Annotated in this window: 10 protein-coding genes; 9 read left to right on the top strand and 1 reads right to left on the bottom strand. The window is 69.5% G+C overall.

Going from position 1 to position 12,557, the window contains the following annotated elements; all coding sequences use genetic code 11:
• Positions 1-295: 295 nt before the first annotated feature.
• The 6 genes from G3I56_RS07830 (at position 296) to G3I56_RS07805 (ending at position 6,944) form a co-directional block, all read left to right on the top strand.
• Positions 296-1,507, top strand: coding sequence for a pyridoxal phosphate-dependent aminotransferase (locus tag G3I56_RS07830; protein ID WP_164408125.1), 1,212 nt, complete (start codon positions 296-298; stop codon positions 1,505-1,507).
• 93 nt (positions 1,508-1,600) lie between these two features.
• Positions 1,601-2,041 (top strand): hypothetical protein, encoded by a 441-nt coding sequence (locus G3I56_RS07825; RefSeq protein WP_164408124.1) that lies wholly within the window; start codon positions 1,601-1,603, stop codon positions 2,039-2,041.
• 348 nt (positions 2,042-2,389) lie between these two features.
• Entirely contained in the window at positions 2,390-3,490 is a 1,101-nt protein-coding gene (locus G3I56_RS07820; RefSeq protein ID WP_164408123.1) for a substrate-binding domain-containing protein, read from the top strand.
• Between the two features lie 100 nt (positions 3,491-3,590).
• Positions 3,591-4,748, top strand: a complete 1,158-nt coding sequence (locus G3I56_RS07815; protein WP_164408222.1) for a toxic anion resistance protein — start codon at positions 3,591-3,593, stop codon at positions 4,746-4,748.
• A gap of 8 nt (positions 4,749-4,756) precedes the next feature.
• A complete protein-coding gene (locus tag G3I56_RS07810; RefSeq protein WP_164408220.1) occupies positions 4,757-6,337 on the top strand; it encodes a substrate-binding and VWA domain-containing protein in 1,581 nt (526 codons plus the stop codon).
• A gap of 4 nt (positions 6,338-6,341) precedes the next feature.
• Positions 6,342-6,944 carry a hypothetical protein gene (locus G3I56_RS07805; RefSeq protein WP_203689460.1) on the top strand — a complete coding sequence of 201 codons (603 nt, stop codon included), beginning with the start codon at positions 6,342-6,344 and terminating at the stop codon, positions 6,942-6,944.
• A gap of 255 nt (positions 6,945-7,199) precedes the next feature.
• Here G3I56_RS07805 and G3I56_RS07800 read toward each other — a convergent pair whose 3' ends face one another.
• Positions 7,200-9,047 (bottom strand): phosphoenolpyruvate carboxykinase (GTP), encoded by a 1,848-nt coding sequence (locus G3I56_RS07800; protein ID WP_343239894.1) that lies wholly within the window; start codon positions 9,045-9,047, stop codon positions 7,200-7,202.
• A gap of 350 nt (positions 9,048-9,397) precedes the next feature.
• On the opposite strand from G3I56_RS07800, the gene G3I56_RS07795 reads away from it, so the two are divergent.
• The 3 genes from G3I56_RS07795 to G3I56_RS07785 all read left to right on the top strand — a co-directional run bounded on the left by G3I56_RS07795 (position 9,398) and on the right by G3I56_RS07785 (position 12,527).
• On the top strand, positions 9,398-10,117 hold the full coding sequence (locus G3I56_RS07795; RefSeq protein WP_164408122.1) for a hemolysin III family protein: 720 nt from the start codon (positions 9,398-9,400) through the stop codon (positions 10,115-10,117).
• A gap of 177 nt (positions 10,118-10,294) precedes the next feature.
• A complete protein-coding gene (locus G3I56_RS07790; protein ID WP_164408121.1) occupies positions 10,295-11,890 on the top strand; it encodes an MFS transporter in 1,596 nt (531 codons plus the stop codon).
• Positions 11,891-11,894: 4 nt separating this feature from the next.
• On the top strand, positions 11,895-12,527 hold the full coding sequence (locus G3I56_RS07785) for a TetR family transcriptional regulator (protein ID WP_164408120.1): 633 nt from the start codon (positions 11,895-11,897) through the stop codon (positions 12,525-12,527).
• Positions 12,528-12,557 lie beyond the last annotated feature (30 nt).

Here is a 12,557-nt window from a genome sequence, read left to right as displayed (position 1 = left end):
GCTCTGCCAGTGCGGGGGCGCGTTCGGGCCCCCGCAACGGAGAGGGCGGGCGTGGGCACAGCTTGTCGACCCGCGCCTGACTCGCCCGCCTGCGTGAAACTCGCCGACGCGGCGGGCGCGCTGGTCATCGTGGACGCCATCCAGACGGGTTGCGGACGCACCGGGAAGCTTCGCAGCGAACCACCCCCGGCCGACGCCCCGCAGCGAAAGCACGTTCGCCTTCCGCGCCCCGCCCCGATCCCACGTGGCGGATAACACGGCGCCCCGCGCGTTACCCCGCCGTAAACTCACCGCTATGCAGCTGATCCAGTCGACCAAGCTCGCCAACGTCTGTTACGAGATCCGGGGTCCGGTTCTCGAAGAGGCGATGCGGCTTGAGGCGGCGGGGCATCGGATTCTCAAGCTGAACACCGGGAACCCGGCCGCCTTCGGCTTCGAGGCCCCGCCCGAGATCCTGGAGGACATCCTCCGCAACGTGTCGTCGGCCCACGGGTACGGCGACGCGAAGGGGCTGCTGGCGGCGCGCCGGGCGGTCGTCATGCACAACCAGACCCTCGGCATCGAGACGGACGTCGAGCACGTGTTCGTCGGCAACGGCGTCTCCGAGCTGATCGTCATGGCGATGCAGGCCCTGCTCGACGACGGCGACGAGGTGCTCGTACCCGCGCCCGACTACCCCCTGTGGACCGCGGCGGTCTCCCTCTCCGGCGGTACGGCGGTCCACTACCGCTGCGACGAGCAGGCCGACTGGATGCCGGACCTCGCGGACATCGAGCGCAAGGTCACCGACCGCACCAAGGCGATCGTCATCATCAACCCGAACAACCCGACGGGCGCGGTGTACGACGACGCCATGCTCCGGGGGCTGACGGACATCGCCCGCCGCCACAACCTCCTGGTCTGCTCGGACGAGATCTACGACAAGATCCTGTACGACGGCACCACGCACACCTCGACCGCGAAGATCGCCCCCGATCTCCTCACGCTCACGTTCAACGGTATGTCGAAGGCGTACCGCGTCGCCGGTTACCGGGTCGGCTGGATGGCGATCTCCGGGCCCCGCGCGCACGCCGACTCGTACATCGAGGGCCTGACGATCCTGGCCAACATGCGCCTGTGCGCCAACATGCCGGGGCAGCACGGTGTCGTCGCCGCGCTCAGTGGGCGGCAGACCATCAACGACCTGGTGCTGCCGGGCGGGCGGCTCAAGGAGCAGATGGATGTCGCGTACGACCTGCTCACCCAGATTCCGGGCGTCACCTGCGTGAAGCCGAAGGGCGCGCTCTATCTCTTCCCGCGCCTCGACCCGAACGTCTTCAAGATCAAGGACGACCGGCGGATGGTCCTGGACCTGCTCCGCCGCGAGAAAATCATGGTCGTGCACGGTACGGGCTTCAACTGGCCCGAGCAGGACCACTTCCGCGTCGTGACGCTGCCCACGGTCGGTGACCTGCGCGACGCGGTGACCCGCATCGGCACCTTCCTGGAGAGCTACAGCCAGCCGTAAACATCCTGGAACCACTTATCCGCGATCGGGCTCAACTTTAGACTGAATCTAAGCTAGGATGGCTTCCTGTCAGCGCACAGGAGGCCATCTCCCATGTACGAACCGATCCGCACCCCGTCGGTCCACAGCACCCGCAGCGCACTGGCCGGCACCGCCTCGGACTTCCCCCACAGGTCACGCGAGGACGAGCTGGACATCCAGCTGGCCGGCCATCTCGCCGCACTCCTCACCGCCACCGACGAGCTGCGCGCCCTCGCACCCTCCGCCGACCTGGACACCGCCGCCGAGCGCCTAGCCGGCCAGGTGGGCCGACTGCGCCATGGCCGTACGCCGGTCCGCGCCTCGGCCCCCGCGACCGCCGCCCCCGACCTCGCCGCCCTGCACCAGCGCGCCCACACGCTCGCCGGACGGGCCCTGGTCGTCGCGGCCTCCCGCGCCGACACGGCCGCCGCGATTCTCGCCGCCGAGCGCATGGACGCCCACGCCGAGGCAGCGACCGAGGCCACCGAGCCTCGCGCCCTCGCGTCCCGCTGAGCCCTCCCCCGGGCTCTCCTCGACGGCCCCGGTCCGCGCGCTCCCGCAGCGACGCGCGGACCGGGTGCCACAGCACTGCGTTCGCTTGAGCAGGGGTTCTTGTTCCGCCGGGTTGTGAAGTGCCGTCGGGTGCGGTGCGGTTCGCCGTGGGAGGTTCCGCGATGTGCGGCGACTGCTGGTACGTCGTGGCTTGTCGCGCAGTTCCCCGCGCCCCCTGAGGGGCTGCCGCCCCCTCAAGGGGGCCGCCCCGTCGGTTGGCCGGTTTCCGTTGCGTACCGGGACCAGTGCTTCACCCTCCGTTCACCCTCGTAACCGGGGAACGTTGGATTCCGGGAGCACGCTCCGGGCGTGAGACGAATCGCAGGGATTGTCCTCGCGGTCCTGCTGATCGGCGGCGTGGTGGCAGCCGTCGTGGCAGGCCGGGACAACGGGGACCGGAGCACGGCAACGAAGACCGTGCGTGGAGTTATCGGGTCGGAGAAGGCAGAGTTCTTCGCCGATCCCGACGTGGTGAAGGCCCTTGCCGCCAAGGGCTACACCGTGCGGACGGAGACCTCCGGGTCGTGGGCCATGGAAGGGCTGGACCTCAAGGGGTACGACTTCGCCTTCCCGTCCAGCCAGGCGCCCGCCGACGAACTGGCCGCCAAGTACAAGGCACGGCAGCCCCTGCCGCGTCCCTTCTACTCACCGCTCGTCGTCGTGGCCCACCGCAACGCCGCCGAGGTGCTCGCCGCGGGCGGACTCGCGACGCTCGACAAGGGGCAGCACCGCGGCACCCTCAAGATGTCCGCCTATCTCGCCGCCGCCGACAAGGACCGCACCTGGCAGCAGCTCAAGGGCGCCGAAAAGTACGGGGAGTTGACCGGCACCCTCTACATCGCCTCCACCGACCCGGAGAGCTCCAGCTCCGGCGCCCTCTACCTCGCCGCCACCAGCTATGTGGCGAACGGGGGCCGGGTGGTGGCGAGCGAGGCCGACATCGACCGCACGGCGCCCCTGATGCACAAGCTGGTCAGCGTCCAGGGCGCCCAACAGCCCAGCTCCGACGCGGCGTTCAGGGACTTCGTGAGCGGCGCCGGAAACCCGCTGGTCCTGGTGTACGAGTCGCAGGTCGCCTCGTTGCTCGGGGACAGCACCGGCGGAGGGCAGAGCGCCGCCGGGGACCTCACCGTCCTCTACCCCGACACCACCGCCAACAGCGACCACACCGTCGTACCGCTCACCGAAGAGGGCCGCGCACTCGGCCAACTCCTCAGCGAAGACCCGGTGTTGCGCAAGCTGGCCGTCCGGCACGGGTTCCGGCCGCAGGGCGACGCCGCCGAGTTCGTCGCCGCCACCGCCGCCCACGCCGCCTACCTCAACCAGAGACTGACCGGCTTCCGGCAGGTGCCCGTGCCCACCTCCAAGGTGCTGCACGAGATGGCGCGCCGGGCCCGGGGACAGTCGTAACCAGGGGGGATCACACGTGAACTTTCAGAAGCCGAGCCAGCACACGGCCGACAGCACGACCCACAACACGAGCCAGAACAGCAGTCAGAGCGGCGACGACATCTTCACGCTCACCCCGCCCGAGCCCGTCGCGGCCGTGCCGCGCGAGAAGGCCGGCGGTCTCGTTCCCGTCGACGAAAGCGTCCGTACGGACATGGCCCGCAAGGCCGCCGAGTACGTCGGCAGGCTCGCCGCCCTCGACGCCCGCTCGCCCGAGTTCGCGGGCCGGGTCGGGGAGATCACCGGCCTCGGCGCCGGCGAGATGCGGACCGCCGCCGCGCAGTCCAACCGCATGCTGGAACGGGCCGTCCGCAGCCTGCCGAGCAACGGCGGTGACGCCCAGTCGCAGGTCGCGGGCTCGCTCGTCGAACTCCGGCGCGTGGTGGAGGACCTGGACCCGCGTGACCTGCCCACGAGCAAGGGGCGGAAGTTCCTCTCCAAGCTGCCCGGCGGCAACAAGCTGCGCGACCACGTCGCGAAGTACGCCTCCTCGCAGGCGACCCTGAACAAGATCGTGGGCTCGCTGCGCGGCGGCCAGGACGAACTGCGCAGAGACAGCGCGGCCCTCCAGACCGAACGCGTCCGCCTCTGGGAGACCATGGGCAAGCTCCAGGAGTACGTCGTCCTGACCGAAGCCCTGGACTCCGCCGTCGAGCAGCACATCGGCGCCGTCGACACGGCCGATCCGGCGGGCGCCGACAACCTGCGGGCCGACGTGCTCTTCCCGGTCCGGCAGAAGCACCAGGACCTGCTGACCCAGCTCGCGGTGTGCGCCCAGGGCTACCTCGCCATGGACGTCGTACGCCGCAACAACGACGAGCTGATCAAGGGGGTCGACCGCGCGGCCACCACGACCGTGTCCGCACTGCGCATCTCCGTGATGCTGGCCACCGCCCTCGACAACCAGAAGAAGGTCATCGAGCAGGTCAACGCGCTGCGCGGGACGACCGAGGACCTCATCCGGGGCAACGCGGAGATGCTCGCCACGCAGAGCGGCGAGATCCAGCGGATCGCCGCCGATCCTGCCGTCGGGGCGGAGACCCTCCGCAACGCCTTCCAGCAGATCTACCGCACCCTCGACACCATCGACACCTACAAGGTCCAGGCGACGGAGGCGATGGCGGCGACGGTGGAGTCGCTCACCTCCGAACTCCAGCACGCGAGCGCCTACTTGGAGCGCAGCCGGTCCCGGGGCGCGCTGGACGGAGGCCAGGTATGAGCACAGCTATGAGCACTGGTACGAGCAGGAGACACCGGCGCACGGCAACCGCCGCACTCGCGCTCGCCCTCCTGACCGCCACCGTCACGGCCTCCGGCTGTACGGCGCAGAAATCGTCCCAGGACCCGGCTGCCCCGGCCGCTCCCGAGCCCGGCACCCTCCGTGTCCTCGCCTCCAGCGAGCTCTCCGACATGAAGCCGGTCCTCGACAAGGTCGAGAAGGACACCGGCATCAAGGTCAGGCCCACCTACATGGGCACCCTCGACGCCGTCGAGCTGCTGGCGAAGGGGAAGACCGACGGGGTGTACGACGCCCTGTGGCTGTCCTCCAACGACTATCTGCGGCTGCGTCCCGACGCGGCGAAGAAGGTCGTGTCCGAGACGTCCGTCATGTCGAGCCCGGTCGCGATCGGCGTGCGGGCCGCCACCGTAGGGGAGTTGGGCTGGAAGCCCGACCAGGTCACCTGGTCCCAGGTCGAGGAGGCGGTACGGGACGGCAAGCTGACGTACGGCATGACCGACCCCGCGCGCTCCAACTCCGGCTTCTCCACGCTGGTTTCGGTCGCCTCGGGGCTGTCCGGGGCGCAGTCCGCGCTGACCGACGCCGAGGTGGCGAAGGCGTCCCCGCGGCTGAAGGAGTTCTTCAAGGGGCAGAAGCTGACGTCCGGTTCGTCGGGCTGGCTGGCTGCCGCGTACGAGCGGCGCGGCACCGTCGACGCCCTGCTCAACTACGAGTCCGTCCTCAAGGGCATCCCCGGACTCACGGTGATCCGCCCGCGCGACGGAGTCGTCACGGCCGACTACCCGGTCACCTCGCTCGCGTCGACCGACGCGGCGACCCGGGAGGACGTCCGCCGGCTGACGGAGGCCCTGCGCACCCCGGCGACGCAGCGCGAGATCACCGACGTCACCCACCGGCGCCCGGTCGTCGCCTCCGTACCGCCCGCGGCCGGCCTCGACACCTCCCGCCGCCGTGAACTCCCCTTCCCCGGCAGCCGATCCGTCGCCGACGGCCTGCTCGACGCGTACGAGAACGAGCTGCGCCGCCCCTCTCGGACCGTGTACGTCCTCGACACCTCGGGCTCGATGGAGGGCGAACGGCTGGCCGGGCTGAAGCAGGCGCTGCGCGGTCTCACCGGCGACTTCCGGCAGCGCGAGGAGGTCACGCTGATGCCGTTCGGCTCGGACGTGAAGAGCGTACGGACGCATGTGGTGAGCCCCTCCGATCCGCAGAGCGGACTCGACGCGATCCGCCGGGACACCGACGGGCTGGCGGCGGACGGCGGCACCGCGATCTACACCTCGCTGGAGAAGGCGTACGAGCAACTCGGCGCCGACCGGGACACGTTCACCTCGATCGTGCTGATGACGGACGGCGAGAACACGGCGGGCGCGAAGGCGGCGGAGTTCGACGGCTTCTACCGGCAACTTCCGGGCCGGCAGCGGGAGATACCCGTCTTCCCCATCCTCTTCGGCGACTCCGACCGGTCCGAGCTGGCGCACATCGCCGACCTGACCGGTGGTCGTCTCTTCGACGCCCAGGAGGGCTCGCTCGACGGCGCGTTCAAGGAGATCCGTGGCTACCAGTAGGTTCATGGGCATCGTGGGGTTCCTGGAGTCCCGCAAGAACATCGCCGGGAGCGCGTGCGGGCTGGTGGGCCTGGGCCTGACGTTCACCGGTGTGGCGGGACCGTACTGGCCGGTCGTCGTCGCCGGACTGTACGGCGCGGGCGCGCTGATCGCCCCGCCGGAGCGGCAGCCGGTGCCGGACTTCCCGGATCCGTCCGCGCAGCTCTCCGCCCAACTCGACGAGCTGCGCGGGGATTTCGGTCGGCTGCTGACGTACCTCGAAGGCGTCGAACTGCCGCCCGCCGCCGATGGCCGGCTCACAGAGCTGACCAGACTCCTCACGGCACTGCTGGACCCCAGCTGGTCCGGTGAGGTGCTGGCGACCGACCCGGAGGGCGTCCACGCGCTCTCCCGGGCCGTACGGCAGGACGTACCGGAGGCGGTCGACACCTTCGTACGGACCCGGTGGTGGACCCGGCTCACCCCGGGCGCCGAACCGCCGGAACGGCACCTGGAACGACAGCTCGGGTTGCTGCACGAGGAGGCGGAACGGTTGGCGGTGAGTCTCCGCGAGGCGGAGGCCCGACGCCAGGAGACGCACACCCGCTACCTGGAGGACCGCGCATAGCCGACGCCCGGAATATTCCTCGGGGGCGCTGCCCCCGAACCCCCGCTCCTCAAACGCCGGAGGGGCTGAAATACCCAGCCCGTCCGGCGTTTGAGGACGAGGCCCCTTCAGGGCCGAAGCGGGGGTCTGGGGGCCCAGCCCCCAGGGATGAGACGGGTAAGGGCGGCGGGGGCGAGAAGGAACCACCGCGGCCGGTCATGACGACGTCGCAGGTCAGGGCAAGTCCGACCGGCCGCGGAGTGATAGAAGCGGGCCTCAGCCCAGGCGCTGCACCAGCGCCCGGTACTCGTCCCACAGTTCCTTCGGAGTGTGCTCGCCGTACGTGTTCAGGTGCTCGGGAACCAGCGCCGCCTCCTCGCGCCACACCTCCTTGTCGACCGTGAGCAGGAAGTCCAGGTCGGACTCGGAGAGTTCGAGACCGTCCGTGTCGAGCGCGCCCTTGGCCGGCAGGACACCGATCGGCGTCTCGACACCCTCGGCCTTCCCGTCCAGCCGGTCCACGATCCACTTCAGGACCCGGCTGTTCTCACCGAACCCGGGCCACACGAACTTGCCCTCGTCGTTCTTGCGGAACCAGTTGACGTAGTAGATCTTCGGCAGCTTGGACTGGTCCTTGTCCTTCGCCACGTCGATCCAGTGCGCCATGTAGTCGCCCATGTTGTAGCCGCAGAACGGCAGCATGGCGAAGGGGTCGCGGCGCAGCTCACCGACCTTGCCCTCGGCGGCGGCGGTCTTCTCGGAGGCCACGTTCGCGCCCAGGAAGACACCGTGGTTCCAGTCGAAGGACTCCGTGACCAGCGGTACGGCCGTGGCGCGTCGCCCGCCGAACAGGATCGCCGAGATCGGCACGCCCCTCGGGTCCTCCCACTCGGGCGCGATGATCGGGCACTGGGAGGCGGGAGTGGTGAAGCGGGCGTTGGGGTGGGCTGCCGGGACTCCGGACTCAGGCGTCCAGGAGTTGCCCTTCCAGTCCGTCAGATGGGCCGGAGTCTCCTCCGTCATGCCCTCCCACCAGACGTCGCCGTCGTCGGTCAACGCCACGTTCGTGAAGACCGAGTTGCCCCACAGCGTCTTCATCGCGTTGGCGTTGGTGTGCTCACCGGTGCCGGGCGCGACGCCGAAGAAACCGGCCTCGGGGTTGATGGCGTAGAGACGGCCGTCCTCACCGAAGCGCATCCAGGCGATGTCGTCGCCGATCGTCTCGACGGTCCAGCCGCCGACCGTCGGCTCCAGCATCGCGAGGTTCGTCTTGCCGCAGGCCGACGGGAAGGCCGCCGCCACGTACTTCGACTCGCCCTGCGGAGGCGTGAGCTTGAGGATCAGCATGTGCTCGGCGAGCCAGCCCTCGTCACGCGCCATGACGGACGCGATGCGCAGCGCGTAGCACTTCTTGCCGAGCAGGGCGTTGCCGCCGTACCCGGAGCCGTACGACCAGATCTCTCGGCTCTCCGGGAAGTGCGAGATGTACTTCGTGGAGTTGCACGGCCACGGCACGTCGGCCTCGCCCTCGGCCAGCGGCGCTCCGAGCGTGTGCACAGCACGCACGAAGAAGCCGTCACTGCCGAGTTCGTCGAGGACGGCGCTGCCCATACGCGTCATCGTGCGCATGGACACGGCGACGTACGCCGAGTCGGTGATCTCCACGCCGATGGCGGAGAGGTCCGAGCCGAGCGGGCCCATGCAGAACGGGACGACGTACATCGTCCGGCCCTTCATCGAGCCGCGGAAGACGCCCTTCTCCCCCGCGAAGATGTCCCGCATCTCGGCGGGATCCTTCCAGTGGTTGGTCGGGCCCGCGTCCTCCTCCTTCTCGGAGCAGATGAAGGTACGGTCCTCGACCCGCGCGACATCGGTCGGGTCGGAGGCCGCGTAGTAGGAGTTGGGGCGCTTGATCGGGTCCAGTTTCCTGAACGTGCCTTTTTGGACGAGCTCTTCGCACAGTCGCTCGTACTCGGCCTCGGATCCGTCACACCAGACCACGTTGTCCGGCTGCGTCAGTTCTGCGATCTCGTTGACCCACGAGACCAGTTGCTTGTGGTTGGTCGGGACGGTGCCTGAGAGGAAGGTGTCAGGGGGAACGGGAGCCGCGATGTCGCGCGCCACGATCTGCTCCTTGAATGAGGGTTTTTTATTGACTGCCCCTTGGGGGCCGCGACCCGGATGCTTCACGGTATTGATCAATGGCGCTCATCCGGTGCCGACCGCACTCATTTGATCATCCGACCGGAGCGCCCATCTGTCCAGAGGGCCTCACAGCTGAGCGACGTGACCATCGCCACTCATTCGCCGCCCGCCCAGGCGTTTCCTCCGGGTCACCCCGTATTCACCTGGCGTGTCCGAGTGTCGAGGCACCCCCGATGTCGTCCCAATGCATATGAGAGGCTGGCCACTTCCGGCCCTTCCTGTCCTCGAACTGACGCGTAACTTACGGTTGCGTAGGTACGATTGCCGTCATGACTGCGTCCGCCCCCGACGCGCCCCTGGACCCGCCGGCCGTCGGCCGCGGTCCCCTGGCGCTCTCGCTGCCACATTCCGATGAGATCAAGCCCAAGCTGCGCGGCTGGCTGCATCTCGGCATGTTTCCGGCCGTACTCATCTCCGGCCTGGTACTCACCGCGCTCGCCAGTTCGAGCCGGGCGCGCATCGCCTGCGGGATCTTCACCCTGACCGCCTGCCTGCTGTTCGGCGTGAGCGCGCTCTACCACCGCGGCACCTGGAGCCCGCGCATGGACGGCGTCCTGCGCAGGCTCGACCACGCGAACATCTTCCTGATCATCGCGGGCACGTACACCCCGCTGACGATGCTGCTGCTCCCGGCGAGCAAGGGGCAGTGGCTGCTGTGGGGCATCTGGGGCGCAGCCGTGGCCGGCATCGCCTTCCGCGTGTTCTGGGTCGGCGCCCCACGCTGGCTCTACACCCCCTGCTACATCGCGATGGGCTGGGCGGCCGTCTTCTTCCTCCCGGACTTCATGCGCGCGGGCGGCATCACCGTCCTGGTACTGGTCCTCGTCGGCGGGCTCCTCTACAGCGCGGGCGGCGTGATCTACGGCCTCCAGCGCCCCAACCCGTCACCGCGCTGGTTCGGTTTCCACGAGGTGTTCCACTCCCTGACCCTCGCGGCCTTCGTCGCGCACTACATCGGCATCTCGATCGTGGCGTACCAGCACGGGTGATCCCCGATCCCCTGCCCCCCTGCCCCCTCTCCTCGCCCCCCTCCCTTCCTTCCCTCCCTCATGGACGGCCGCGACTTCCGAGTCGCGGCCATTTTTTTGTGCCCTCACCTCCGATTTCCGCACCCTCACAGTCAATCCAATTGACAGCCACCACCTTTTGAGAGCTACTCTCATTTTATGGCTACTGTCACTGGACCGGACACCGGCACAGACACCACCCCACCCCTCGACCCCCGCCGCTGGTGGGCCCTGGGCGCCCTGGTCGCGAGCATGCTCGTCCTCGGCTTCGACATGACGATCCTCAACGTCGCGCTGCCGACGATGGCCGAGCAGCTCGGCGCGAGCACCGGCGAGCAGCAGTGGATGGCGGACGCGTACATCGTCGTGTTCGCCGCGCTGATGCTCCCGGCAGGTCTCCTCGGCGACCGCTTCGGGCGGCGCCGGATGCTGATCGCCGGGCTCGGCGTCTTCCTCGCCGGGTCGCTCCTCGGAGCGCTGGCGGGTGACGTGAACTGGATCGTCGCGGCCCGAGCGCTGATGGGCGTCGGCGCGGCCCTGGTCATGCCCCTGGCCCTCTCCGTCCTGCCCTCGCTCTTCCCGCCCCACGAGCGCACCAAGGCCGTCGGCATCATCTCCGCCGGCTCCGCGCTCGGAATGCCGCTCGGCCCGATCATCGGCGGCTGGCTGCTCAACCACTTCTGGTGGGGCTCGGTCTTCCTGATCAACGTCCCGATGGTCGCCATCGGGATCGCGGCCTGCGTGTTCCTCCTCCCCGAGACCCGCGACCCGGCCTCCCCCAAGGTGGACGTGGTCTCCACCGCGCTCACGGTGACGGGCCTGGGCGCGCTCATCTACGCGATCATCGAGGCCCCCACCCGGGGCTGGACCGACCCGCTGGTCCTCACCCTGTTCGCCGCGGCGGCCGTACTCCTGACGGCCCTCGTCCTGCGCGAACGCCGCGCCACCCGCCCCATGCTCGACATGACGCTGCTCTCCCAGCGGGGCTTCCTGCTGAACACGGTCGCGGTGACGCTGGTGATGTTCGTCCTGTCCGGCCTGATGTTCGTACTGCCGCCGTATCTCCAGGCGGTACTGGGCAGTGACGCGCTGGGCACGGGCGTACGGCTGCTGCCGCTGATGGCCGGCCTGTCGGTGGCCGCCCGTGCGGCGCAGCCCGTGAGCGCCCGGTTCGGCTCTCGGGCGACGGTGGCCGCCGGCCTGGTGGTCCTGAGCTTCGCGGCGATCCTGGGCAGCCGTACGACGGTCGACGCGGGCTACGGCTACACGGCGCTGTGGCTGACCATCGCCGGATTCGGATTCGGCTTCGCCGTCGTCCCGGCGATGGACGGCGCCCTGGCCGCCCTGCCCGCCGACCGCGCGGGGAGTGGCTCCGGACTCCTGATGACGCTGCGTCAGGTGGGCGGCGCGATCGGCGTCGCCCTGCTGGGCAGCCTGCTGGCGAGCACGTTCCGCGACCGCCTCGACGTCACGGGCCTGCCCGCCGGTGCCGCGGACACGGCCGGCGACTCGGTGGTGGCGGCCCACCTGATCGCGGAGCGAACGGGCTCGGCACAGCTACTGACCTCAGCGAACAGTGCGTACGTCCATGGCATGGGCGTCGTCCTGCTGGTGAGCGGGGTGGCGGCTCTGGCGGCGGCGATGCTGGCCGGGGCGTTCCTCCCCAACACCCCGGCACACACCGGGCCCGCGTCGGCGAACCCGACGCCCTCCACCCCTGACATGGCTACCGACCAGCCCGATGGCCGACAATGAACGCATGACGGCCGCACGCACCTCTCCCCTCGCCGACCGCCCCCAGCTGGGCCTCCGTGAGCGGAAGAAGATCAAGACCCGGATGGCGATCCGTGCCGCGACGTACGAACTGATCGGGCACCAGGGATACGACGCCACGACGATCGAGCAGATCGCCGAGCTCGCCGAGGTGTCGCAGTCCACGGTCTTCCGCTACTTCCCCACCAAGGAGGACATCGTCCTCACCGACGAGTACGACTCCATGCTGGAGGAGGAACTGCGCGCACGCCCGGCGGACGAACCGTGGATCGACTCCCTGCGATACGTCCTGAAGCGGGCCGTCGGCATCAGCTCGATGGAAGAGACCGAGGTGACCCGGCTGCGCAGCCGAATGATGCTGGAGGTCCCGGCGGTGCGTGCCCGCATGATCGAGAGCATGTCCGAAACCGGCCGCCTCCTCTGCCGCGTCATCGCGGAACGCACCGGCCGCGACCCCGCCGACCTGGAGGTCCGCGTCTACGCGATGTCCCTGATCGGCGGCCTGTCGGAGGTCACCGTCTACTGGGCGCAGAACGACTTCAAGGACAACCTGGCCGACCTGTTGGACCGCACAGTGACCGTCTTCGAGCACGGGCTGCCCACGCGGACCTCTTCCTGAGCTGCGGTCACTGCCGGCGGGCGCACCCAC

It is taken from the genome of Streptomyces sp. SID12488, from assembly GCF_010548275.1.
Taxonomy (GTDB): Bacteria; Actinomycetota; Actinomycetes; order Streptomycetales; family Streptomycetaceae; genus Streptomyces.
The sequence above is the reverse complement of the archived record's forward strand: the minus strand, read 5'-3'. Positions and strand labels throughout refer to the sequence as shown.